At 64.4% G+C, this 24,485-nt stretch carries 25 protein-coding genes; 15 read left to right on the top strand and 10 right to left on the bottom strand.

The features are described from left to right. Position 1 precedes the first annotated feature (1 nt). The 3 genes from hisA to hisB are packed head-to-tail and all read right to left on the bottom strand — an operon-like array spanning position 2 to position 1,962. Complete coding sequence (gene hisA / locus A3E77_RS09110; protein ID WP_458574430.1) at positions 2–769, bottom strand: 1-(5-phosphoribosyl)-5-[(5-phosphoribosylamino)methylideneamino]imidazole-4-carboxamide isomerase; 768 nt, start codon at positions 767–769, stop codon at positions 2–4. Next, complete coding sequence (gene hisH / locus A3E77_RS09115; protein WP_293645146.1) at positions 757–1,365, bottom strand: imidazole glycerol phosphate synthase subunit HisH; 609 nt, start codon at positions 1,363–1,365, stop codon at positions 757–759. The genes hisA and hisH overlap by 13 nt, the downstream gene beginning before the upstream one ends. A gap of 9 nt (positions 1,366–1,374) precedes the next feature. Further along, positions 1,375–1,962: an imidazoleglycerol-phosphate dehydratase HisB gene (gene hisB / locus A3E77_RS09120; protein ID WP_093510333.1), complete on the bottom strand. Its 588-nt coding sequence runs from the start codon at positions 1,960–1,962 to the stop codon at positions 1,375–1,377. Positions 1,963–2,049: 87 nt separating this feature from the next. On the opposite strand from hisB, the gene A3E77_RS09125 reads away from it, so the two are divergent. From A3E77_RS09125 to A3E77_RS09140, 4 genes are read left to right on the top strand one after another with little or no spacing between them, the layout of a single operon-like run. Continuing rightward, positions 2,050–2,532, top strand: a complete 483-nt coding sequence (locus A3E77_RS09125; RefSeq protein ID WP_293645148.1) for an SspB family protein — start codon at positions 2,050–2,052, stop codon at positions 2,530–2,532. 3 nt (positions 2,533–2,535) lie between these two features. After that, positions 2,536–2,847 (top strand): hypothetical protein, encoded by a 312-nt coding sequence (locus A3E77_RS09130; RefSeq protein WP_293645150.1) that lies wholly within the window; start codon positions 2,536–2,538, stop codon positions 2,845–2,847. Next, positions 2,844–4,238 carry a class II fumarate hydratase gene (gene fumC, locus A3E77_RS09135; RefSeq protein ID WP_293645152.1) on the top strand — a complete coding sequence of 465 codons (1,395 nt, stop codon included), beginning with the start codon at positions 2,844–2,846 and terminating at the stop codon, positions 4,236–4,238. Before A3E77_RS09130 ends, fumC begins: the two co-directional genes overlap by 4 nt. A gap of 53 nt (positions 4,239–4,291) precedes the next feature. Next, positions 4,292–4,660: a hypothetical protein gene (locus tag A3E77_RS09140; RefSeq protein ID WP_293645154.1), complete on the top strand. Its 369-nt coding sequence runs from the start codon at positions 4,292–4,294 to the stop codon at positions 4,658–4,660. On the opposite strand, the gene A3E77_RS09145 is transcribed toward A3E77_RS09140, so the two are convergent. Then, positions 4,657–5,217 carry a DUF2585 domain-containing protein gene (locus tag A3E77_RS09145; RefSeq protein ID WP_293645214.1) on the bottom strand — a complete coding sequence of 187 codons (561 nt, stop codon included), beginning with the start codon at positions 5,215–5,217 and terminating at the stop codon, positions 4,657–4,659. The genes A3E77_RS09140 and A3E77_RS09145 overlap by 4 nt on opposite strands. A gap of 49 nt (positions 5,218–5,266) precedes the next feature. Between A3E77_RS09145 and gmk the strand changes: the two genes are divergently transcribed. Next, positions 5,267–5,929 (top strand): guanylate kinase, encoded by a 663-nt coding sequence (gene gmk / locus A3E77_RS09150; protein WP_293645156.1) that lies wholly within the window; start codon positions 5,267–5,269, stop codon positions 5,927–5,929. Between the two features lie 119 nt (positions 5,930–6,048). On the opposite strand, the gene A3E77_RS09155 is transcribed toward gmk, so the two are convergent. The 4 genes from A3E77_RS09155 to A3E77_RS09170 all read right to left on the bottom strand — a co-directional run bounded on the left by A3E77_RS09155 (position 6,049) and on the right by A3E77_RS09170 (position 9,866). Next, the gene (locus A3E77_RS09155) at positions 6,049–6,486 is read right to left on the bottom strand and encodes an acyl-CoA thioesterase (protein ID WP_458574431.1); all 438 of its coding nucleotides are present in this window, start codon (positions 6,484–6,486) and stop codon (positions 6,049–6,051) included. Position 6,487: 1 nt separating this feature from the next. After that, a complete protein-coding gene (locus tag A3E77_RS09160; RefSeq protein ID WP_293645160.1) occupies positions 6,488–7,270 on the bottom strand; it encodes an SDR family NAD(P)-dependent oxidoreductase in 783 nt (260 codons plus the stop codon). Positions 7,271–7,387: 117 nt separating this feature from the next. Then, entirely contained in the window at positions 7,388–8,557 is a 1,170-nt protein-coding gene (locus A3E77_RS09165) for an acetyl-CoA C-acetyltransferase (protein ID WP_293645162.1), read from the bottom strand. A gap of 154 nt (positions 8,558–8,711) precedes the next feature. After that, positions 8,712–9,866 carry an acyl-CoA dehydrogenase family protein gene (locus A3E77_RS09170; protein ID WP_293645164.1) on the bottom strand — a complete coding sequence of 385 codons (1,155 nt, stop codon included), beginning with the start codon at positions 9,864–9,866 and terminating at the stop codon, positions 8,712–8,714. Between the two features lie 290 nt (positions 9,867–10,156). Between A3E77_RS09170 and A3E77_RS09175 the strand changes: the two genes are divergently transcribed. The 7 genes from A3E77_RS09175 to A3E77_RS09205 all read left to right on the top strand — a co-directional run bounded on the left by A3E77_RS09175 (position 10,157) and on the right by A3E77_RS09205 (position 17,477). Continuing rightward, positions 10,157–11,038 (top strand): SMP-30/gluconolactonase/LRE family protein, encoded by an 882-nt coding sequence (locus A3E77_RS09175; RefSeq protein ID WP_293645166.1) that lies wholly within the window; start codon positions 10,157–10,159, stop codon positions 11,036–11,038. Between the two features lie 146 nt (positions 11,039–11,184). Beyond that, complete coding sequence (locus A3E77_RS09180) at positions 11,185–13,314, top strand: M3 family metallopeptidase (RefSeq protein ID WP_293645168.1); 2,130 nt, start codon at positions 11,185–11,187, stop codon at positions 13,312–13,314. A gap of 262 nt (positions 13,315–13,576) precedes the next feature. Further along, positions 13,577–14,479, top strand: a complete 903-nt coding sequence (locus A3E77_RS09185; protein ID WP_293645170.1) for an SPFH domain-containing protein — start codon at positions 13,577–13,579, stop codon at positions 14,477–14,479. A 9-nt stretch (positions 14,480–14,488) separates the two neighbouring features. Further along, positions 14,489–14,692 (top strand): type II toxin-antitoxin system antitoxin, encoded by a 204-nt coding sequence (locus A3E77_RS09190; protein WP_293645172.1) that lies wholly within the window; start codon positions 14,489–14,491, stop codon positions 14,690–14,692. Between the two features lies 1 nt (position 14,693). Then, positions 14,694–14,936 carry a hypothetical protein gene (locus A3E77_RS09195; protein ID WP_293645174.1) on the top strand — a complete coding sequence of 81 codons (243 nt, stop codon included), beginning with the start codon at positions 14,694–14,696 and terminating at the stop codon, positions 14,934–14,936. Between the two features lie 87 nt (positions 14,937–15,023). Continuing rightward, positions 15,024–15,695, top strand: a complete 672-nt coding sequence (gene rpe, locus A3E77_RS09200) for a ribulose-phosphate 3-epimerase (protein WP_293645176.1) — start codon at positions 15,024–15,026, stop codon at positions 15,693–15,695. Between the two features lie 3 nt (positions 15,696–15,698). Further along, entirely contained in the window at positions 15,699–17,477 is a 1,779-nt protein-coding gene (locus A3E77_RS09205; RefSeq protein WP_293645178.1) for a heparinase II/III family protein, read from the top strand. A gap of 143 nt (positions 17,478–17,620) precedes the next feature. Here A3E77_RS09205 and A3E77_RS09210 read toward each other — a convergent pair whose 3' ends face one another. Together A3E77_RS09210 and A3E77_RS09215 are read right to left on the bottom strand one after the other, a co-directional pair. Next, the gene (locus A3E77_RS09210; protein ID WP_293645180.1) at positions 17,621–19,465 is read right to left on the bottom strand and encodes a TonB-dependent receptor plug domain-containing protein; all 1,845 of its coding nucleotides are present in this window, start codon (positions 19,463–19,465) and stop codon (positions 17,621–17,623) included. Between the two features lie 17 nt (positions 19,466–19,482). Then, the gene (locus A3E77_RS09215) at positions 19,483–19,941 is read right to left on the bottom strand and encodes a TonB-dependent receptor plug domain-containing protein (protein WP_293645182.1); all 459 of its coding nucleotides are present in this window, start codon (positions 19,939–19,941) and stop codon (positions 19,483–19,485) included. 185 nt (positions 19,942–20,126) lie between these two features. Here A3E77_RS09215 and A3E77_RS09220 point away from each other — a divergent pair, with 185 nt between their 5' ends. The 3 genes from A3E77_RS09220 to purH all read left to right on the top strand — a co-directional run bounded on the left by A3E77_RS09220 (position 20,127) and on the right by purH (position 24,396). Then, positions 20,127–21,587, top strand: a complete 1,461-nt coding sequence (locus A3E77_RS09220) for a purple acid phosphatase family protein (protein WP_458574432.1) — start codon at positions 20,127–20,129, stop codon at positions 21,585–21,587. 17 nt (positions 21,588–21,604) lie between these two features. Continuing rightward, on the top strand, positions 21,605–22,621 hold the full coding sequence (locus tag A3E77_RS09225; RefSeq protein ID WP_293645186.1) for a phytase: 1,017 nt from the start codon (positions 21,605–21,607) through the stop codon (positions 22,619–22,621). A gap of 182 nt (positions 22,622–22,803) precedes the next feature. Continuing rightward, entirely contained in the window at positions 22,804–24,396 is a 1,593-nt protein-coding gene (gene purH, locus A3E77_RS09230) for a bifunctional phosphoribosylaminoimidazolecarboxamide formyltransferase/IMP cyclohydrolase (protein WP_293645188.1), read from the top strand. Positions 24,397–24,485 lie beyond the last annotated feature (89 nt).

Here is a 24,485-nt window from a genome sequence, read left to right on the forward strand (position 1 = left end):
CCTAGCCCCTCCCGCAAGCGGGAGGGGAACTGGCAACCGCAATCGCTTCGGCCAGATCGAGCCGACCGTCGTAGAGCGCGCGTCCCGTAATCACGCCCTCGATGCCGCCCGCAACATGGGGGCGCAGCGCATGGATATCACCGATGTCGGCAACCCCGCCCGACGCAATCACCGGAATATCGACGGCCTGCGCCAGCGCCACCGTCGCCTCGACGTTACAGCCTTTCAGCAACCCGTCGCGCCCGACATCGGTGAACAGCAGCGCCGCAACCCCGGCATCCTCGAAACGGCGCGCGAGGTCCTCGACCCGCACGTCCGATACGTCGGCCCAGCCCTCGGTCGCGACCATGCCGTCGCGCGCGTCGACCCCAACGACGATCCGGCCGGGCAGGTCGCGCGCGGCCGATTTGACGAATTCGGGGTTCTTGAGCGCCGCGGTGCCGATGATCACGCGGCTGACGCCGAGCGCAAGCCAGCGGTCGACGCCCGCACGATCGCGAATGCCGCCGCCGACCTGCACCTTGCCCGGGAAAGCCGCGATGATGCTTTCGACCGCCGCGCCATTGACGCTCGCGCCCGCGAAGGCGCCGTCGAGATCGACGACATGCAGGTGCGTCGCGCCCGCATCGGCAAACAGCCGCGCCTGCGCCGCCGGATCGTCGCCATAGACGGTCGCGCGCGCCATATCGCCCTCGGCAAGCCGCACCACCTGCCCGCCCTTCAGGTCGATTGCAGGGAAGATGGTCAGGCCAGAATTTACGGGCGCCACTTCAGGAACCTTTCAAGGGTTGCGAGGCCGTAAGCCTGGCTTTTTTCGGGGTGGAACTGGACGCCCATGATATTGTCCTTTGCCACGGCCGCGGTGAAGGTCGAACCATGGCCGCTCGTCGCGGCGACATGCGCCGCGTCGGCGAAATGATAGCCGTGCAGATAATAAGCCTCGCCCGCCGCGATCACCGGATGCGGAAAGCTCGGTACGACGTCGTTCCAGCCCATGTGCGGGATGCGGAGGCCGGGTTGCGGAGCGAAGGCACGCACGGTGCCGCCGATCCAGCCGAGGCCCTTGTGCGTGCCATGCTCCTCGCCCGCATCGGCGAGCAATTGCATACCGACGCAAATGCCAAGGAAGGGCGCGCCCTGCCCCAGCACTCTCTGTTCCATCGCCTCGACCAGCCCGTCGATGACCGACAGCCCGTTCATGCACGCCGCGAATGCGCCCACACCGGGCAGCACGATCCGGTCGGCTTTGGCGATAGTATCGGGATCGGCCGTGACGGCGACATTGTCCGCGCCCACCGCGACGAGCGCATTATGCACCGAGCGAAGATTGCCCGCGCCATAGTCGATCAGGGCAATGACAGTCATCGGCGGGTCCTAGAGGACACCCTTCGTGCTGGGAATCGCATCGCCCTTGCGCGGGTCGATCTCGACCGCCTGGCGCAGCGCACGCGCCAGCGCCTTGTACATGCTTTCGGCGATGTGATGGTTGTTCTCGCCATACAGCATCTCGATATGCAGCGTGATGCCCGCGGTCTGTGCGAAGCTGTGGAACCAGTGCGGGAACATCTCGGTGTCCATCTCGCCGAGCCGCGGCTGCGAGAAGCTCGATTTGTAGACGCAGTGCGGGCGCCCCGAAATATCGAGCACGCAGCGCGTCAGCGTTTCGTCCATCGGCGCGTGCGCCTCACCATAGCGGGCGATCCCGCGCTTGTCGCCGAGCGCCTTCGCCACCGCTTCGCCCAGTGCCAGGGCGCTGTCCTCGACGGTGTGGTGCTGGTCGATATGAAGGTCTCCCTTCACCTGCATCGATATGTCGATCAGCGAATGGCGCGACAATTGTTCGACCATATGGTCGAGGAAACCGATGCCGGTGGACACCGAATAATCGCCCGTTCCGTCGAGGTTGACGGCGATCGCGATATCCGTTTCCTTGGTCGTGCGCTGGACAGTGGCGGTTCGCATGGGCGACGCCTTAGAGCGTCTGTTTCACGTTGCAAGGCGATTCTCCCCCCTTGACCGGCGTGCGGCGCGCGTTCATCCCCTCGCCCCATGAGTGACGATGTACGCGACAGCCTGATTCCCTATGACGAGATCGTGCAGGACGCGCTGCGCGCCGTGGTCGGCCGCGTGCTGAGCCAGATCGAAGGTTATGACAGCCTGCCGGGCGAACATCATTTCTATATCACCTTCAAGACGCAGGCCCCCGGGGTCGATATTCCCGCGCATCTGATCGCGAAATTCCCCGACGAAATGACGATCGTGCTGCAAAACCGCTTTTGGGATCTCAGCGTCGCGGACGATCATTTCGCCGTCGGCCTGTCGTTCAACCAGACACCGTCGATGCTGACGATCCCCTATGCCGCGATTACCGCCTTCGTCGATCCGTCGGTCGATTTCGGGCTGCAATTCCAGGTCAGCGACGACGAAGAGGCGCAGCCCGAGCCGCACGACGAAGCCGACAACGATCGTCCCGAAGTAACGAGCGAGGACGGGTCGAATGTCGTGACGGTGGACTTCGGCAAGAAACGATAGGCCGTGGCACCGCCATGGCCCCCCAGCCGTTTCTGGCAATATTGGGCTCTTGCGGGGATGCTCGTCCTCACCGCCGCCTTCTGGTGGGGGGTGGAGGGCTATGGCCTGGTCCAAAGCGCGGCCCCGCGCGGGCAGATCGCCGACGGACTGCTGCGGTTCAGCCTCCTTATCCTGACGCCCGCGCTTGTGATCGCATGGTTCGCCGCCGGGTGGCTGCGCCGCCGGGTCGGTGAAGGCGGATATTGGCAGATGCTGGGCCTTGTCGCGATGATCTGGGCCGGGTCGGTGCTGGTGACGCGGATGCTGGTCGCATGAGCAAACGGATCGAAACCGACAGCATTGGCGAAATCGAGGTCGCGTCCGACGCCTATTGGGGCGCGCAGACCGAACGCAGCCGCCATAATTTCGCCTTCCCGCCGCACGAACGCATGCCGCTACCGATCATCCACGCCCTGGCGCGGATCAAGGGTGCAGCGGCGCGGGTGAACCGGGCCCACGGACTGGACGCCCGGTTGGCGGACGCGATCGCCGAAGCCGCCGATGCGGTGATCGCCGGCGGCTACGACGACCAGTTCCCGCTCGCGATCTGGCAGACGGGCAGCGGCACCCAGTCGAACATGAATGCGAACGAGGTGATCGCGGGAATCGCGAATGAAAAGTTGGCGGGCACGCGCGGCGGCAAGTCGCCCGTGCATCCCAACGACCATGTCAACATGGGCCAGTCGTCGAACGACAGCTTCCCGACCGCGCTGCATGTCGCGGTCGCGGTCGAGACGACGGCGCGCCTGTTGCCGTCGCTGACCGACCTCACCGACGCCCTCGCGGCCAAAGCCGACGCATGGAACGACATCGTCAAGATTGGCCGCACCCATTTGCAGGACGCCACCCCACTCACCCTGGGGCAGGAATTTTCCGGCTATGTCGCGCAACTGGTCGCTTGCCGGGCACGGATCGAAGCCGCTCTGACGGACAATATCCTCAAGCTTGCGCAGGGCGGAACCGCCGTGGGCACCGGACTCAACGCGCCCGCGGGCTTCGACGCCGCGATGGCCGCCGATCTGTCGACAAGCACCGGCCTCGCGTTCGAGCCCGCGGGCAACAAGTTCGAGGCGCTCGCGTCGAACGACGGCCTCGTCTTCTTTTCGGGCGCACTCAACACGCTCGCCGTCGCACTGACCAAGATCGCGAACGACATTCGTTTGCTCGGTTCCGGACCGCGCGCGGGTCTCGGCGAGCTCGACCTGCCCGCGAACGAGCCGGGCAGCTCGATCATGCCGGGCAAGGTCAACCCGACGCAGTGCGAAATGCTGACGATGGTCGCGGCGCAGGTTATCGGCAATCATCAGGCGGTGACCGTCGGCGGGCTCCAGGGACATCTCGAACTCAATGTCTTCAAGCCCTTGATCGGCGCCAATGTCTTGCGTTCGATCGACCTACTCAGCATCGGCATGGCGGGTTTCACCGAACATTGCGTCGTCGGGATCGAGCCCAATCGAGCGCGCATCGACGAACTGATGAACCGCTCGCTGATGCTCGTCACCGCGCTCGCGCCCGAAATCGGCTATGACAAGGCCGCAAAGATCGCCAAATATGCGCACGAAACGGGCAGCACGCTGAAAGAAGCCGCGCTCGCGCTTGGCTATGTCGATGCCGCCACCTTCGACCGGGCGGTCGATCCGCGAACGATGCTGGGCCCGGCGGACTGAACGGGAACCTCAAGGCGGCGCCGCGGATTGATAAGGAGGAAGGAGACATGGGAATGATCGGCAGGATCCTCGGCGGCGCGCTTGGCAGCGCGATCGGAAAACAAAAGGGCAACCACCCGGTCGCCGGGGCGGTGATCGGCGCGGGCGCCCTGTTCGCGGCGCGGCGCCTGTTCCCGCAACGCTATGCCGCGCTCGCGGCATGGGCGGCGGCAGGCTATCTTACCAAGAAATGGGCCGAACGCGCCGAAGCGCGCAAGGCGGCGGAACAGGCGCATGCTCTCGACCCCGCGCTGGCGGATGCCGGTGTTGTCGACACCTATGCCGGGACCGCGGAAATACCCACCGATGGGCAGACGATGGGCGATGCGCTTCCGCCAGCGATCCCGGTCGATGGCAATGGACGCAGCAGCGCGATCCACTAGCCGCCCGACTGCCACTCCTTGATCGCTTCCACCGGCGAGACCAGCATCAGCACGTTCAACGTCAGATTGTCGCGGATCGTCCACAGGGTGAACAGCTCGAACGCGATCGCGATGACCACCGTCACCCACCAGCGCATCCGGCTGGCGGCGAGGAAACCGATCACCATGAAGATCGCATCGCTCACCGAATTCAGGATCGAATCGCCCGAATAGCCATAAGCCATCGTCACTTCGCGATAGCGGTCGATGATGATCGGCGAATTTTCGAGAATTTCCCACGCCGCCTCGATCCCGATCGCGACCGCCAGCGCGACCCAGAGCGGCTGGCGTGGCATCAGCCAGCGTGACAGGCCGTAAAAGATGAAGCCATGGATGACATGGCTGAAGCTGTACCAGTCCGACACCTGCTGGCTGTTCTGGTTCGATTGCACGACGCCGTGCCACAGGCTGACCGTCCCGCACGGACAGATCGGCGGGCGCCCCATTGCGATGAGAAGGGCGGCGAAAGCCGCGAGCAACGCCGCGGCGACCAGCCAGCCTGTTCGTGAAATCCCCATCATCCGCGCCACCCCTTGACCGCTGCCCCTCGTCAGGCGAATAGCGCGCATGGCTGAAAGCGTCCATCTGAACCGCCGCGGCGTGTTGTTCGTCCTTTCCTCGCCCTCGGGTGCGGGCAAGACCACCATTTCGCGCATGATGCTCGAAGCCGACCAGGATATCGCGCTGTCGATCTCGGCGACGACACGCCCGCCGCGTCCCGGCGAGATTGACGGTGTCCATTATCATTTCGTCGATACCGAGACATTCAAGAAGATGGCGGCCGACGGCGAATTCCTCGAATGGGCGCATGTCTTCGGCCACCGCTACGGCACCCCGCGCGCGCCGGTCGACGCGCTGCTCGATGCCGGCAAGGATGTGCTTTTCGATATCGACTGGCAGGGCGCGCAGCAATTGTATCAGGAGGCCGGCCCCGACGTCGTGCGCGTCTTTGTCCTGCCGCCAACGATGGAAGAACTCGAACGGCGCCTGCGCAGCCGCAAGACCGACAGCGACGAGGTGATCGCCGCACGGATGGAGCGCGCCGCGAACGAAATCAGCCACTGGGACGGCTATGACTATGTGCTGATCAACGACCATGTCGAAGGATGCTTCGACGAGGTTCGCGCAATCCTGCGCGCCGAACGGCTGAAACGCCGCCGCCAGATCGGCCTGATCGGTTTTGCCCGCGACCTGATCCGCTCGGTGCCCGATGCGGACAAGAATCTTTAAGTGCACCGCTATTAAAGAGCAGCGTGTCCCCGCGAAGGCGGGGATCCATCTCCGGTGGGTTCAAACTTGCACTGACGGGAGATGGGCTCCCGCCTTCGCGGGAGCGCACAACTTTTGATCTAAACCGGCGTCACTAAATTGGCAGTTAGCTCCCCGACCATCTCCGCCCGCAGCGGCTTCGCCTGACCGTCGGTGCGGCACACGACCACCGTGTCGCAGGTCGCGATGCAGCGGCCGTTCTGGAACATCGCCTGCACGATCGTCCAGCTCGACGTGCCGAGTCGGCCGATGCCCGTCGCAATCTCGACCGGATCGGGGAAATTGCCCTCGGCCAGATAGTTGATTTCGACCGCAGCGACCATCGTGCGCTCGTTCGCGGGACGCTCTTCGAGCGGGCGGACTTCGCGATTCAAAAGCACGCGGCCGCTCTCGAACAGCGCAGCAAAGGCCACATTGTTGAGATGGCCGTTGATGTCCATGTCCTGAAACCGCGTCTGCAGGTCCAGATGGACGGGGTAGCTGGCGGGGTTCAGCCGCCAGCTCTCCGGTTTCGGCATATTATCGCGGACCCATGCGGATGCCGCCGTCGAGGCGGACATCCTCGCCGTTGAAATAGCCATTCTCGATCATCGCAAGCGCGAGCGCGGCATATTCGGGCGGGTTGCCAAGGCGCTTCGGGTTGAGCACCGAGGCGCCCAGCGCGTCGCGGACATTCTGCGGGGCCCCTGCAAGCAGCGGGGTGTCGAAGATACCGGGCAGGATCGTGTTGACGCGGATATTTTCACTCGCAAGATCGCGCGCGATGGGGAGCGTCATGCCGACGACGCCGCCCTTCGACGCCGAATAAGCCGCCTGGCCGATCTGGCCGTCCTCGGCCGCGACGCTCGCGGTGTTGACGATCGCGCCGCGCTCGCCGTCTTCCATCGGGTCGAGCGTCATCATGCCCGCTGCCGACTTGGCGATGCAGCGGAAGGTGCCGACGAGGTTGATCTGGATGATCCAGTTGAACGCATCGAGCGGGAAATGCTTGATGCTGCCGTCTTCTTTGGAACGGCTCGCGGTCTTGATCGCATTGCCGGTGCCAGCGCAATTGACGAGGATTCGCTCCTGCCCGATCGCGTCGCGCGCCTTGGCGAAGGCGGCATCGACGCTGGCGTCATCGGTGACATTGCATTCGCAGAACACGCCGCCGAGTTCGGCCGCAAGCGCCGTGCCCTTTTCTTCCTGAAGGTCAAAGATCGCGACCTTGACGCCCTTCGACGCGAGCAGGCGCGCCGTAGCCGCGCCAAGGCCCGAGGCGCCGCCGGTTACGACGGCGGATACGGTGGAATCGAGTTTCATATTGGTCTCCTTAATGCCCTCCCCTTCAGGGGAGGGTTTGGGTGGGGCATGTCAGGGGGACGTCGATAGCCAACAGGCCCTCCCCCGACCCCTCCCGCAAGCGGGAGGGGAGATTTATCAAAGGCGCTCGATGATCGTGACGTTGGCCTGACCGCCGCCTTCGCACATCGTCTGCAAGCCATATTTGCCGCCGGTCGCGTCGAGCACGCCGAGCAGAGTCGCCATCAGCTTGGTGCCGCTGGCGCCGAGCGGGTGGCCGAGCGCGATCGCGCCGCCATGCTGGTTGAGTCGCGCATGATCGGCGCCAAGATATTTGAGCCACGCCAGCGGAACCGGCGCGAAGGCCTCATTCACTTCATAGGCGTCGATGTCCTCGATCTTCATGCCCGCACGCTTCAACGCGCGTTCGGTCGCGAACAGCGGCTCTTCGAGCATGATGACCGGGTCGCCCGCGGTCACCGACACATGGTGGATGCGCGCCCGCGGGGTGAGGCCATGATCCTTCAGCGCCTGTTCCGAGACAACAAGGGCTGCGGACGCACCGTCGCAGATCTGCGAGCTGGTCGCGGCGGTGATCGAGCCGCCCTCCTGCAAGATCTTGACCCCCGCGATACCCTCCAACGTCGCGTCGAAACGGATGCCTTCGTCGACGAGGTGCATCTGGCGGCCTTCGGGGGTGTCGATTTCGACGCCGACGATCTCGCGCTGAAAATGGCCGGCTTCGGTCGCAGCCTTGCCGCGGCAATGGCTTTCGAGCGCATAGGCGTCGAGGTCGTCCTTGGTCAGGCCGTGCTTCTTGACGATCATCTCGGCACCCATGAACTGGCTGAACATGATGCCGGGATATTTTTCCTCGAGCCGCTCCGACTTATAATGACCGAGCCCTTCCTTCATGAAGAGCGTCGCGACGCTGCCCATCGGCACGCGCGTCATGCTTTCGATGCCGCTGGCGAGGACGATGTCCTGCGTCCCCGACATCACCGCCTGCGCGGCGAACTGGATCGCCTGCTGCGACGATCCGCATTGGCGGTCGATCGTCACGGCGGGGATCGAATCGGGCAGCTTCGAGGCGAGCACGGCGTTGCGACCGACGTCCATCGTCTGCTGCCCGCCCTGGCTGACGCAGCCGGTGATGACATCGTCGATCTTGGACGTGTCGAAATCATTGCGGTCGGCGATCGCGTCGAACACCGCAGCGCCGAGATCGACGGGATGGACGCCGGCAAGCTTGCCGCCGCGCTTGCCGCCCGCGGTACGGACGGCGTCTACGATATAGGCATGGGCCATTGGAGAGTTCCTTTCTTAGTCCCCCTCCCGCAAGCGGGAGGGGTTAGGGGTGGGCGCGAGCGGAGCGAGCATCCAAGGGTGAGTGGCCCACCCCGCTGCGACTAGGGAGCAAGCTCCCAAGTCTCGCTGCCCCTCCCGCTTGCGGGCGGGGAAATTACAGTTTCCGCCCGATCAGTTCCTTCATAATCTCGTTCGTGCCGCCAAAGATGCGGGTCACGCGCGCCGCGCGCCAGGCGCGGGCGATCGGATATTCATTCATATAGCCCGCGCCGCCAAACAGCTGGAGGCATTTGTCCATGACCTCCCACTGAAGCTCGGTGTGCCACAGCTTCGCCGCGGCGCCCTCTTCCGGGGTCAGTTCCTTTTTCAGGTGGCGCGCCAGCGCCCAGTCGAGATGCGCCCAGCCGACCTGCAATTTCGCCTTCAGGTCGGCGAGGACGAAACGGCTGTTCTGGAAATCGAGGATCGGCTTGCCGAACGCCTTGCGGTCGCGCGTATATTCGACGGTGTCGTCGAAGGCGCGCTGCGCCGACGCCTGCGCGCTGACCGCGATCGACAGCCTTTCTTGGGGAAGCTCGCTCATCAGATAGATGAAGCCCTGGCCTTCTTCGCCAAGGCAGTTGGTGATCGGTACGCGAACGTCGTTGAAGAACAGCTCCGACGTATCGGCTTCGTCCTGCCCGATCTTGTCGAGGTTGCGGCCGCGCTGGAATCCTTCGCGATCGGCCTCGACGAGGACGATCGACACGCCCTTCCATGCCGGCTCGATCTCGGTATCGGTCTTGACGCACACCAGGATTAGGTCGGCGTTCTGGCCGTTTGTGATATAGGTTTTCGACCCGTTGATGACATAATGATTGCCATCCTTCTTCGCGGTCGTGCGCATCCCCTGAAGGTCGCTGCCGGTGCCCGGTTCGGTCATCGCGATCGCGGTGATGACCTCGCCCGACACCATCTTGGGCAGCCAGTGCTTCTTCTGCTCTTCGCTGCCATAGCGGGTGATATAGTTGGTAACGATATCCGACTGGAGTGAGAAGCCCGTGGTCACGCGGCCATAATAGGCGCTTTCCTCGTCGACGATCGCATTATAGCCGAAGTCGAGGCCGAGGCCGCCATATTCCTCGGGCACTGTCGGGCACAGCAGGCCCAGCTCACCCGCCTTGGGCCAGATGCTTTTGGGCACGATCCCGTCTTCGGCCCATTGCGCCTGATTGGGGGCGACTTCCTTTTCGAGGAACTGGCGCACTGTTGCACGGAACGCCTCATGATCATCGGTATAGGCAGAGCGCGAGAGGCTATCGAGCGACATAGTCTTCCTTTCCCTTGGGCAGCCGAACGAAGGCGGGAGTCGGCCGCATCTTTGACCGGCAAGAGACCTTACGTTTACGTCCACGTCAAGTAGAAATGCCGTTACGGCAGGAAACTCTTTTGTCGCCGCCTTCTCTTTTCTCGTCATCCCGGACTTGATCCGGGATCCATCTGCGCGACGCTGTGTGATTGGCCCCCGGATCAGGTCCGGGGTGACGAGGGAGGAAGCCGCATCCTTTCATTACTGCCGAATAGGTTTGCAGCCGCTGGGCAGCCCCGGTGCGCCGCGCTATGACCCTGCGCATGGTCGAATTGCTCCTCGATGCCGGCGCCTTGCTCGGCGAATCGCCCGTCTGGCATGCCGCCGAATCGCGCCTCTATTGGGTCGATATCGAAGCCCGCAAAATCCATCGCACCGATCCGGCGACGGGCGCCGACGAGGTGATGGAGCTTGCCGAACAAGTCGGCTGCATCGCACCGCGCATCGGCGGCGGTTTGGTCGCGGCGCTCGAAAACGGCTGCGCGTTGATCGACAAGTGGGGCGATACGCCCCGCCCGTTCGGCCCCGCCGTTCTCACCGACAAGCCCCACCAGCGCTTCAACGACGGCCGCGTCGATGCGGCGGGGCGGCTTTGGGTCGGCAGCCTGACGAGCGACAAGGCCAACCCCGACGCGACGCTCTACCGGCTCGATCCCGACGGATCACTGACCGAAATCCTTGGGCGGCTGACGACCAGCAACGGCGCCGCGTTCAGCCCCGACGGCCGCACCTTCTATCATGCCGATACGCCGACCCACGCGATCCGCGCCTATGACGTCGACCCCGCCGCGGGTACGCTGGGCCAGGGTCGCATCTTCCACCAGTTCGAGCATGGCAACGGCCGCCCCGACGGCGCCGCGGTCGATGCCGAAGGCTGTTACTGGTCGGCGCTGTGGGACGGCTGGCGCATCGTGCGCCTGTCGCCCGAAGGCGAATTGCTCCAGACCGTCGACCTGCCCGTTCAGCGTCCGACCATGCTGGCGTTCGGCGGCCCCGACCTCCAGACCGCCTTCGTCACCAGCGCGGGCAAGAATCTGAACGATGCGGAACGCCAGGCGCAGCCGCACGCCGGCGGCGTGTTCAGCTTCCGCGTCGACGTCCCTGGCTTGGTTCAGCAGGAGTTTGGCGCCTAGGCGGCTTGCACCGCTCCGTCACATAAGGTTAAGACGGCCCCCGACATGGTTTCGTCCGAAACCTTATCCTCCGGGGAGATTTATCGATGTCGCGCACCGCGCAGCCTTTCGCCCGTTCCTTGTCGATCATGCTTGCATCCACCGCCATGATCGTGGGTTATAGCCAGATGACCGCAACCGCCGCCGAAGCCGCCCAGCCCGCCGCCGCCCCGGCGCCCGCGGACACGAACCCGATCCTCGCGCCGTGGACCGGCCCCTTTGAAGGGGTGCCGCCGTGGGACAAGATGGACCCCGAACTGTTCCCCGACGCCTTTGCCAGGGGCATGGCCGAAACCCGGGCGCAGGTGCAGGCGGTGATCGACAATCCCGAAGCCCCGACGTTCGACAATACGCACGTCCCGATGATGCTCGCAGGCGACACGATGGAACGCGTCTATGCGATGTGGGGCGTGCAAACGTCGAACAAGTCGAACGACCGCGTCGAGGATATCGATGCCGAATGGAGCCCCAAGCTCACCACCTTCTACACCGAACTGTTCCTCGAGCCCAAGCTCTTCGCCCGCTACAAGGCGGTATATGACAAGCGTCATTCCAGCGGCCTCGACGCGCAGCAGATCCGCATTGTGGAGCGTAGCTATGACGAGATGGTGCGCGACGGCGCCAATTTGTCGCCCGCCGACAAGGCAAAGCTGGTTGCGATGAACGCAAAGCTCGAAGGCCTGTTTTCAGCCTTCTCGTCGAAACTGCTCGGCGATGAAAAGCTTTATACGTTCGTCACCGACAAGGCCGAACTCGCAGGCCTCGAACCGGGGTTTGTCGCGTCGCTCGCCTCGGCGGCCGAAGCGAATGGCAAGCCCGGCCAGTGGGCGATCAAGAACACCCGCTCCTCGGCACAGCCGGTCATGCAGGGCGCGACCAACCGAGCCTTGCGCGAACGCGTCTACAAGGCGTTTGTCAGCCGCGGCGACAATGGCGATGCAAACGACACAAACGCGACGATCGCCGAGATATTGAAGCTGCGCCAGCAGCGCGCCGAACTGCTCGGCTTCCCGACTCATGCAAACTACCGCATGGCCGACACGATGGCGAAGACGCCCGAAAATGCCATGGGGCTGATGATGAAGGTCTGGCCCGCCGCGGTCGCGCGCGTGAAGGAAGAGGTCGCCGATATGCAGGCGATCGCCGACGCCGAAGCGAAGGCCGGCAACGGTCCGAAGATCACGATCGAGCCGTGGGACTATCGCTTCTATTCGGAAAAGGTCCGCAAGGCGAAATATGATCTCGATGAAAGCGAGGTGAAACCCTATCTCCAGCTCGACAAACTGGTCGATGGGATGTTCTGGTCGGCGGGCCAGCTCTACGACCTCGGTTTCCGCGAAAACACCGGCACGATCCCGGTCTTCGATCCCAAGGTCCGCACCTTCGAGGTCTACAACCTCAAGACGAACGAGAATGTCGGGGTCTTCTACCTCGACAATTTCGCCCGCGACGGCAAACGTTCGGGCGCGTGGATGACCACCTATCGCAGCCAGCAGACGCTGGGCGGCGAACGCAATGTCCTTGCGTCGAACAACAATAATTTCACCGAAGCCGCGAAGGGCGAACCGACGCTGATCAGCCTCGACGACGCGCAGACCCTGTTCCACGAATTCGGCCACGGCATCCATTACCTGCTCCAGCAGGTAACCTATCCGGCGCTTGCCGGAGTGCCGCGCGACTTCGTCGAATATCCCAGCCAGGTGAACGAGAATTGGCTGATGACCCCCGAAGTGCTGTCCAAATATGCGACGCACTACAAGACGGGTGCGCCGATGCCGCAGGCGCTGGTCGACAAGATCATCGCGTCGGACAAGTTCAACCAGGGGTTTTCGACCGTCGAATATCTCGCGAGTGCCATCGTCGATATGAAGCTGCACGACCGCACGACCCCGCCGACCGACGTCGACAAGTTCGAGCGCGAGACGCTGGCCGAAATCGGCATGCCCAGGGAAATCGTCATGCGTCACCGCCTGCCGCAGTTCGGCCATCTGTTCAGCAGCGACGCCTATTCGGCGGGCTATTACAGCTACCTCTGGTCCGAAACGATGGACGCCGACACCTGGGCGGCCTTTACCGAAGCCGGCGGCCCGTGGGACCGCAGCGTTGCCGACCGTTTCCGCACGATCCTGTTGATGACGGGCAACGAGACCGACCGCGCCGAGGCGTATCGCGCCTTCCGCGGCCGCGACCCCGACGTGAAGGCCTTGCTCGAAAAGCGCGGTTTCCCGACCGAATAGGCGGACAAGACCGGGGAGGCAAAGGGGGCGATTTCGCCCCCTTTGTTTATTTTGTCAGGAATGACGAAGGTCTGGAAGCGACCACTTGCGAACGTTTCTTCTCCCCTCCCGCTTGCGGGAGGTGAAATCCGTTCACGACCTCAACGCCCGTTCACCACCCCAAAGCCGACATAGGCATCTGTTCGCACGAATCCTCATTGACCACCACCAAATTCAATATAAATATGATATCATCATTATATCGAATGATTCGGAGGGAAACATGGTCGAAACAGGGACACCGGCGCTGAACCGCAGTCGCGAGACGCGCGCCAATACGCAGAGCGGCTATCTGATGCTGTTCATCTGGCTGGTGCTGCTCGGCGTTGGCGTCTGGGCGGCGGTCACCAACGCCAACGCCGACATGATGGTCGCGTGGAAATGGGTGGTCGTCGCTTTGTCGGGGGTGGTCGGCCTGCTGATCCTTTGCGGATTTTACCTCATCAACCCGAACGAAGCGGCGGCGATCCAGTTGTTCGGCGCCTACAAGGGCACCGACCGCGACGAGGGGCTGCGTTGGGTCCTGCCCTGGCTGACGCGCAAGAAGATTGCGGTGCGCGCCAACAACGTCATTTCGGACAAGATCAAGGTCAACGACCTGCGGGGCAATCCGATCGAAATGGCGGCGCAGGTCGTGTGGCGCGTCACCGACACCGCGCAGGCGCTGTTCGACGTCGATGATTATAAGGAGTTTGTGATGGCGCAGATCGAGGCCGCGGTGCGCTCGATCGGCTCGCGCTACCCCTATGACGATATCGAACATCAGGAAGTGACGCTGCGCGGCAACCATGACGAGGTCGGCGTCGAATTGCGCAAGGCGCTGATCGAACGGCTCAGCGTTGCGGGCATCACCGTCGACGAATGTGGGCTGACGCATCTTGCCTACGCCCAGGAAATCGCAGGCGCGATGCTCCGCCGTCAGCAGGCCGAGGCAGTGATCGCGGCGCGCAAGAAGCTGGTCGAGGGCGCGGTGACGATGGTCGAGATGGCGCTGACCCAGCTGTCCGAAAAGGGCGTTGTCGACCTCGACGACGAGCGCAAGGCGGCGATGGTATCGAATCTGATGGTCGTCCTGTGCGGCGAGCGCGATACCCAGCCCGTCGTCAACACCGGCTCGCTCTACTGAGGTCGGATGATGGCTGCGCAGTCCAAGAAGGCCTTTGCCCTCCGTCTCGATCCCGCGCTCTATGCGGCGATCGAGCGGCTGGCGGCAACCGAACTACGCAGCGCCAATGCCGAGATCGAGATGCTGCTGCGCGAGGCGCTGGGCCGCCGCGGCGTCAGCGTCAAACCGTCCGAGGCACCGAAACGGGGCCGCCCGCCAAGGGAGGAGAATTGATATGCTTCACCTGTTCATGCGAAAGACGCCCTGGTTTCGCGCCAAGCGCCGCGGTTATGGCACCGGCCTGCCGTTCGTGTGGGAGGGCTGGTTCTTCCTGGCGCTCCATATCGCGATGATTGCCGGGCTGGCGGTGGCGCTCCAGGGGCGGCCGGTGCTGATGACGATCGCAGTGATACTCGCCGCGCTCGCCCCGATGCCGATCTACCGCGCCAAGACCGAGGGTGGCTGGCGCTGGCGATAGGGTGGTGCGACATTATTTGGCGATAGCTGGCGATAGCGCGTCCGCTCCGCTTGCCCCCGACTCGCTAGATGGTTAAGGCCGGTCTCCATGACCGCCGCTTCCGCCCCCGTCCGTATCGCCCCCTCGATCCTCAGCGCCGATTTCGCGCGACTGGGCGAGGAAGTGCGCGCGATCGAGGTCGCGGGCGCTGATTGGGTCCATATCGACGTCATGGACGGCCACTATGTCCCCAATCTGACGATCGGCCCGGCGGTCGTGAAGGCACTGCGCCCGCACTCGACTTTGCCCTTCGACGTGCATCTGATGATCTCGCCGGTCGATCATTTCCTCGACGCCTTTGCTGCGGCGGGCGCCGACATCATCACCGTGCATCCCGAGGCCGGCCCGCACATCCACCGCACGGTCCAGCACATCAAGTCGCTCGGTAAACAGGCGGGCGTGTCGCTCAACCCAGCAACCCCGGCGAAGATGCTGGATTATCTGATCGACGACATCGACCTGGTGCTGATCATGAGCGTCAATCCGGGCTTCGGCGGCCAGAGCTTCATTTCCAGCCAGCTTCGCAAGATCGAGGCGGTGAAAAAGATGATCGAGAAATCGGGCCGAGACATCCGGCTGGAAGTCGACGGCGGCATCGACACCGCCACCGCCCCGCTCGCGATCGCCGCGGGCGCCGACGTGCTCGTCGCGGGCACCGCGACCTTCAAGGGCGGACCCGATGCCTATGCCGAAAATATCCGGCGCTTGCGCGGGGCCTGATCGATGGAGGGGAGACCGTTGACCGCTGCCCCCGCCGACCCACCGTTCGACTCCGGTGACGATGCCACGCCGATCGACGACACGATCGAGCCCGGCAAACGGTTGATCCGCCTTCCCGCCGACAAGGGCCTGTCGCTGGGCGACCGCGTCGCCAATGCGATCACGCGCCTCACCTGGCGCACGCCGCTTCATGCCTTTCGGTTGAAGGGCCGCTTTCCGCTGAAGCTGCTCGGCGTGCCGGCCGACCCCGTGCCCGGCGACACGCGCGCGGGCACCGCGATCCGCGCCGGCCATTTCCTGCATCGCGGGCTGAAATTGCCGCTCGGCGAGCTCGACTTCGCCGCGCTCATGGTCGCCCCGGCCTTTGCCGACTATCTTCACAGCTTCGCCTGGCTGCGCGATCTCGCCGCGACGGGGTCACGCGCCGACGGCGCCCCGATCGCCGAAGCGGTCGTGCGCCACTGGCTCGCCACCCATGGCGAAACGGTGAGCGAACCGGCTTGGAAGGCTGACAACACGGCCTGGCGTATCCTGTTCTGGGCCAGTCACGCGCCGCTGATCCTCTCGTCCAGCGACCTCGTCTACCGATCGGCGGTGCTCAACCATCTCGCACGCGCAGCGCGTCACCTCGACCGCGTCGCCGACAAGACGCGGCCCGGCACCGGCCAGATGGTGGCGTGGATCGGCATCGTCGCCGCGTCGCTCCTTATGCCCGGCGGCGAACCGCGACAGGTGTTCGGCGAAGCGGGGCTGCGCAAGGTTCTCGAAACCAGCTTTTATGCAGACGGCGGCAACATCTCACGCTCGCCGCAGGCACAGCTCGATGCGATCATGGCGCTGTCGATGCTCGCGAAAATCTATGACATGCGCCGCATGGAAGTCCCGCCTTTCGTGCAGGAAGTGCTCGCCCGCACAGTGCCCGCGCTGCTCGGACTGCTCCACAGCGACGGCGGGATGGGCAGCTGGCAGGGCAGCGGCGCGACGGCGGCGGCGACGATCCAGGCGATCGTCGCGGCGAGCGGCGTCCGCACCCGGCCGCTCAAACAGGCGCGCGATTGGGGGTATCAACGACTCGTCGCGAACAAGGTCGTGCTGCTCGCCGACGCGGCTCCGCCGCCGATCGCGCGCGTTACCGAGGCCGGGTGCGCCTCGACCCTCGCTTTTGAACTCAGCGACGGTGATGAACGCATCGTCGTCAATTGTGGCGGCGCCGCACTGACCGGCGCGACGATCCCCGCCGACCTCGCGCGTGGCCTGCGCACCACCGCCGCCCATTCCACCTTGACGCTGGGCGACAGCAATTCGACCGCGATCCTCGCCAATGGGTCGCTCGGCAAAGGGGTGACCGAGGTCGAGCTGGACCGGCGCGAAACGCCGCAGGGAAGCCGGCTCGAGATGAGCCATGACGGCTATGCGCGGCGCCACGGGCTGATCCACCGCCGCCTGCTCATCCTGTCACCCAACGGGCGCGAACTGCGGGGCGAGGATTTGCTGCTCCCCGCCCCGCGCACGCGGCGCAAGGGCGACAAGGGCTTCACTCTGCGCTTCCACCTCGGCGCGCATATTTCGGCCAGCCTGACCGCTGACAAGCTGGGGGCGCTGCTCCGCATCAATGGCGGCCCGCTCTGGCAATTCCGCACGTCCGAGGGTGGGCTCGACATCGAACCCAGCCTGTGGGTCGATGGCGAGGGCCGCCCGCACCCGACCGAACAGCTCGTCGTCACCGGCACCGCACCGGCGGGCGGCGCGAGCATCGGCTGGATTTTCAAACATATCGGATAGCTTCTGCTTCCTCATGGCGAGGAACCAAACGACGAAGCAATCCAGAGCGGTTTTGGCCCGCCCTGGATTGCTTCGCTTCGCTCGCAATGACGAGCAGAGGGGACGACCGACGCTCCAGGGACTGAGCGTCGGTCGTCGAACCTTCAAAAGGCGTAGCGCGCCATCAGCTGGAACACCGGCCCGGCCTTTTCGCTTTCGAGTTCATATTCGTCGAAATCGCGGTCGAGCTGTTCGTCGAGATTGTCGAACTTGTTGAACGTCTCACGCTTCGCACCGTTCAGCAGGTTCGATCCCACCGCGCGAATCGTGAAATTGCTGCCAATCCGCTTTTCGACGAAGATCTCCAGATCGGCGCCATAGGTGGTGCGGACTTCCTCGCTGACGACGCGGTCATAGGCCGTTCCCTGCTTGCGATGCGTCGCGCCAAAGGCGACGCCCCAACTCGGGATGTCCTGAATGAAGCCGACATTATAGACATAGTCCGACTGGCCGTTGAAGCGGCGCTTGCCGGCGAAATCGGTAATTTCGCTGTCGAGCCATGACACGTTGCCAAAGACGCCGGTGTTGGGCAGGCCCAAAAAGCCAAGATCGGTCGAAAGGTCGAACTCGATGCCATAGACCTTGCCGTCGCCGATGTTCTGCGGCTGGTAGACAAAGGTGCCCTCGCCTTCCGATCCTTCGAGCCCGGTGTTGGTCAGCTCGATCAGGTCGGTCACGTCGCGGTAGAAGGCGTTGATGCCGACGACGCCGGTGCGACCGATGCGGCGTTCGTAACCAAGGTCGATGCCCCACGCCGTTTCGGGGCCGAGCAGCGGATTGCCGAGCAGGTCGCTGTCACCGACTTCCTCTTCGAGCAGCGCGGGCGAGATGAAGTTGAAATCGGGGCGTCGGTTCGTGCGTGCAACCGATGCGGTGATGCGGTCGCGCGATGTTAGGTCGAACTTGATTGACGCCGACGGCAGCCATTTTTCATATTCGTTGCGCTGCGTCGGGACTGCCGCGGCTTCGGTGAAGTCGGTGATGTCGAAGCGCGTGGTTTCGTAACGGATGCCCGCCTCCCACGTCAGGCCGCCCGACTTGCCCTGGACCAGCGCAAAACCGTCTAGGCGGCGTTCTTCGATGCTGTTGACACCGCCGTCGGCAGGTTCGAGCGGGTCGAATCCGAACGCCAGATCGGCCGGGTTGTCACGGAACTGGTCATAGCTCGTTTCCAATCCCGGAAACGTGTCGTCATCGTCGGCTTCGAGGATCGCGGTGCGGCGGTCCTTGTCCTGATACAGGCCGCCAACGATCAACTGCATGTCATTGCCAAGCTCGAATTCATGGTCGAGCTTCACCGAAAATTCCTTGTCGGCGATGTCGGTGGTAAAGAAGCCCTGCTCGAATTCGGGATCGTCGCCGTCGTCGTTGAATTCGATCTGATATTCGCTCTCGGTCTGCTCGTCGTCGAAACGCGCGAAACCGACGCGCAGCGACGTCTTGCCGAGCGACCATTGGTGCGACAGCTTGGTATCGATGCTGTAATTCTGCTGGTCGATGCCATTGTCGTTGGCATTATCGCTGATCAGATTGCCCGTCGGCAGCGGGCCGTTGATCGCGGTCGGATCATCATATTCAAAGCTGCGTTCGCTTTCAAAACGGTCAGTGCGAACGAAAAAGCCGCTCACGCGGAAATCGGTGGTCTCGCCGTCGATTTCATAGCTGGCGTTCGCCGAATAATCCTTGCCGTCGCGCGTGTCGGTTTGATCCTCGCGATTGTCGAACTCTTCGGTCGCATAATCGGGGTCATTTTCGGGCGAATCGCCATAGCGGAGCGAATATTTCTTTTTGGGGTTGTGACGCCCCTGAAAGTTAAGGCCGATCAACAAGCGGCCGGGACCGACCTGTCCGCCGTAAACGAAGCCGAGGCTCGGTTCGAGTTCCTTGTCGTCGAAATAGAGGCCGCCCGCACGGACATAGCCGCCATCCAGCTCGAAGCCGTCGCGCAATTCGATGTTGATTGTGCCTACGACGAGCGGACGATTTCGACGCGGTCGATCAGTTCGGCGGGAATGCGGTCGAGGAAAAAGCTGCGGTCAGACGCGTTGCCGGGAACGCGCTCGCCGTTGATCAGGATCTGCGTATAGCCCGGCGGCAGGCCGCGGAGGCGGGCGCCATCGCTTTCGATGACGTCCGACAGGAAGGTCACCGACGGGACGCGCTTCAGCGCGTCGCCCGCGGTGAGCGGCTCGAAGCGCTGGAAGAATTCGCTGTCATACGACAGCACGGGTTCGGCTTCGTCGCTGCGATTGCGATAACCGACGCTGCCTAGGACGACGATGTCCTGCGACGAGGTGATCGAGCCGTCGCCGCGATCTTCTTCGGCGGCAGGAATCGGCGCATCCTGTGCGGCGGCGGGGGCGGAAAGAAGCGCCGTGGCGAGCGCGAGCGCGGCGGCGGAATGCAGGCTGATTTTACGAATCATGTTGGTCGGACCCCCTTTGTGGTTGCCGGGCCTCTAGGGGGGCTCTGTGACAGTTTGCGGCGACAAGAATGACGCATTGATGACATTTAAGTGACGGAAATATTGTAGGATTGACGCGGGCCTGCTTTGCTGTGAGGGCGCGCGACCAACCGCGCCCCGGCGCGATGGAAGACAGGGGAACAGGCATGTCCGCGAGCGATAGAGTGAAGCCGTTGATTAGGCTTGTCATTGGCTCCGCCTTGGCCGCCTTCGCGGTCCCGGTTCCCGCCCAGCCCGCGGCGACGGGCTTTCCGATCGTGACGCAGACCGAAGACGGTGCGCCCATTCCCCGGTCCGCCGGCCTTCCCTACGCGCCCAAAAATCTTCCTGACCGGATCGTGCTCACGCCCGGAGCCGACCCGGCGCGCGAGATGGCGATCGCGTTCCGCACCGACACGGCGCAAGCCGTGGCGGAAGCGCAGCTCGCGCTTTCGGTCGATGGCCCGACGCTCGAGGAAAAGGCCAAGCTCGTCACCGGCACCTCGATGCCGGTCGCCAGCAGCTATGGCCCCGCGCTGTACCATCAGGTCCGTTTCACCGGCCTCACCCCGGACACCGTCTATGCGTACCGCGTCAAGGGCGCCGCAGGATGGAGCGAATGGTATCAGTTTCGCACCGCCGCAGCCGAGGCAAAGCCCTTTCGCTTCCTCTATCTCGGCGACGTCCAGAACGGCATATTGACCTATGCCAGCCGCGTGATCCGGCAGGCGTTCCATGCCCATGGCGACATCCGCCTCACCGTCCACGCCGGCGACCTCGTCGGCCAGCGCGACGACCTCGACCATGACGACGAATGGGGCGAGTGGAACCAGGCGGGCGGCTATAATTACGCGATCGTCCCGCAGGTCCCCGCCACCGGCAATCATGAATATGTCGATGTGGTGCAGCCGGACGGCAGCGAAGCCTATAGGCTCGGCCCCTATTGGCCCGCGCAGTTCGCGCTGCCGACGAACGGCGCCGACGCGGCGAAGGCGACGACCTACTACACCGACTATCAGGGCGTGCGCTTCATCGTCCTCGATGGCACCTCGGCGATCAACCTTGGGACGATGAAGGCGCAGACCGACTGGCTCGATGCGACGCTGGCATCGAGCAAGGCGAACTGGAACGTCGTGCTGTTCCACCAGCCCGTCTTCACCTGCGCGCGCCCGAACGACACAAAGGAGATCAAGGCGGCGTGGAAGCCGGTGTTTGAAAAGCGCAAGGTCGACTTGGTGCTGCAAGGGCATGACCATTGCTACAGCCGGTTGACTGGCGAAGCCGGCCGCGAGGCGAGCGCAAAGGCGCGCGCCGACGGCAGCGTCCAGGGGCCGGTCTATCTGGTGTCGGTGACGGGGTCGAAAATGTACCGGCTCAACGACCGTGCGGGGCGCCAGCCCGACAAGGTCGCCGAAGCGACCGAGTTGTACCAGATCGTCGACGTCGAACCGCAACGGCTGAAATTCCGCACTTACACGGCGTCGGGCCGGCTTTATGACGGCTTCGACCTCGAGCGCACCGCGGCGGGCAACCGCCTTCACGAAACAACCGAGCCGACGATCGCGGCGCGCACCTGTTCGGGGGAAACCGGCCCCGATGGCGGCCGCTGTGTCGCGCGCGGCAAATAGGGAAAGAGGGAAACAGGATGATCCGCACCACGAAACTGCTCACCGCCGCCGCTCTTGCCGCGGGCCTTGCCGGCTGCGCCGCGAGCGAACCGATGATCAGCGGCCTGCCGCCGGTTCAGGTGGCCGCGAACGGCGAGACGCAGCCGGTCGGCACCGGCCGCGCCGATGCCGCCGACGATCCGGCAATCTGGATCGACCCCACCAATCCGAACCGCGCGCTGATTGTCGCCACCGACAAGAAAGCGGGACTGCACATCTATGACCTCGCCGGCAAGGACATCGCCTTTACCAAGGCCGGCCTGGTCAACAATGTCGACATCGCGGGCGACATCATTGTCGCCAGCGACCGCAACGATGGCGTGAACGCGCATCTCGCCCTGTTCCGCCTCGACGCCGCAACGCCCGCGATCGTCCCAATCGGCCGCGCCGCAGCGGGCGCGGGCGAAGCCTATGGCCTCTGTCTCAAAAGGACGGCGCCGGGCCAACCGCTTGTCGCGGCGCTGATCGTCAAGGACGGCACCGTGCGCGTCGGCACGCTCGCAATCGACGGCACGCCGCGCTTCACAATGCAATGGCAGCACAAGATCGCGACTCAGTCCGAAGGCTGCGTCTTCGACGGCGATACGCTGTACGTCGGCGAAGAGGTCGGCGGCATCTGGGAACTGAAGCAAAATGGCACCGCCGCAACCGCCCGAATGGTCGCCCCCATCGACAACCAGCGCCTCGTCGCCGATGTCGAGGGGCTCGCGACGATCGACCACAAGGGGCAACGCTACCTGATCGCGTCGAGCCAGGGCGACAATGCCTATGCGGTGTTCCGCCTGCCCGGCGTGGACTATGTCGGCCGCTTCGCGGTTGGCGCGGGCGCGTTCGGCGCGACAAGCGAGACCGACGGGATCGAGGCGGTCGCGGGCAATTTTGGCCCGGCCTATCCCGACGGCATCTTCCTCGCACAGGACGGCGACAACGGCGCGCTGGCGCAGAATTTCAAACTGGTGCGCTGGGACCAGATCGCGGCGGCACTGGGGCTTTAACGCGAGCGCAACATTAGAGCGCCGCGGCGGGGCCCATCTCCGGCTGGCTCCATTTCGCACGGGCCGGTGATGGGCGCCCGCCTTCGGGTGCACGGCGCTTTTAAGGGTCAACGCCGCTTGCGGTAGCAAGCCCAGCCGCCTAGGGGGGCCGCGTCATCCCATCGCCAGCCGAGGCCCTTCCCATGACCGACCTGATTCCCGTCCGCCGCGCCCTCCTGTCCGTCAGCGACAAGGCAGGGCTCGCCGAGCTTGCCGCTGCGCTCGTTCGCCACGGCGTCGAGCTGGTATCGACCGGCGGCACGGCCAAGGCGCTGCGCGACGCGGGTCACAAAGTCCTCGACGTCGCCGACCTCACCGGCTTTCCCGAGATGATGGACGGGCGCGTCAAGACGCTCCACCCGACGGTCCATGGCGGCATTCTCGCCGTGCGCGACGATGCGGCGCATGTCGCCTCGATGAAGGAGCATGGCATCGGCGCCATCGATCTTGTCGTCGTCAACCTCTACCCGTTTGCCGCGACGGTCGCCAAGGGCGCGGCGCGCGACGAGATCATCGAGAATATCGACATCGGCGGCCCGGCGATGGTGCGCTCGTCGGCAAAGAATCATGCCTTCGTGGGCATCGTCACCGAGCCCGAGGATTATGCGGCTGTGATCGCCGAGATGGACGCCAATGGCGGCGCGACCACGCTGGCGTTGCGCAAGCGCCTCGCCGCGACCGCCTTCGCGCACACCGCGACCTATGACAGCATGATCGCAAGCTGGTTCGCCTTTGCCGACCAGGGCAAGCTGTTCCCCGACACGCTGCCTCTGACCGCGAAGCTGGCGACCGAGCTGCGCTATGGCGAGAATCCGCACCAGCAAGCCGCGCTCTACCTGCCCGCCGGCCCGGCATCGCGCGGGATCGCGCAGGCGCAGCAGGTGCAGGGCAAGGAACTCAGCTACAATAATATCAACGACGCCGATGCCGCGCTCGAACTCGTCGCCGAATTCCGCGAGGCCGATCCGACCTGCGTCATCGTGAAGCACGCCAACCCCTGCGGCGTCGCGACCGCCGCGACGATCGCAGAGGCCTATGACGCGGCGCTGAAGTGCGACGACGTTTCGGCGTTCGGCGGCATCATCGCGGTCAACCGGCCGCTCGACGGGCCGACCGCCGAGGCGATCAGCGGCATCTTCACCGAAGTCGTCTGCGCCCCCGACGCCGACGCCGATGCGCGTGCAGCGTTTGCGAAGAAAAAGAACCTGCGCCTGCTGCTGACGGGCGATCTGCCCGATCCGGCGCGCGGCGGACTGATGCTCAAGACCATCGCCGGCGGCTGGCTGGCGCAGAGCCGCGACAATGGCCGAATCGGCCTGTCGGACCTCAAGGTCGTAACCGACCGCGCGCCGACCGAGGAGGAACTCGCCGATGCGCTCTTCGCGTGGACGATCGCCAAGCATGTGAAGTCGAACGCGATCGTCTATGCCAAGGGCGGCTCGACCGCGGGAATCGGCGCGGGGCAGATGAACCGCCGCGACAGCGCGCGCATCGCCGCGGTGAAGGCGCGCGAAGCCGCCGAGACGCACGGCTGGGCAGCCCCGCGCACCGTCGGCAGCGCGGTGGCGAGCGACGCCTTCTTCCCCTTCGCCGACGGATTGCTCGCCGCGGTCGAGGCCGGCGCGACCTGCGTGATCCAGCCGGGCGGCTCGATCCGTGACGACGAGGTGATCGCTGCGGCGAATGAGGCCGGGCTGGCGATGATGTTCACCGGGATGCGGCATTTCCGCCACTAAGCCCTCTCCTCCGTTCGCATCGAGCGAAGTCGAGATGCCCATCGGCATAACGCAATCTCGATGGGCATCTCGACTTCGCGCGGCACGAA

It is taken from the genome of Sphingopyxis sp. RIFCSPHIGHO2_12_FULL_65_19, assembly GCF_001830555.1.
GTDB lineage: Bacteria > Pseudomonadota > Alphaproteobacteria > Sphingomonadales > Sphingomonadaceae > Sphingopyxis.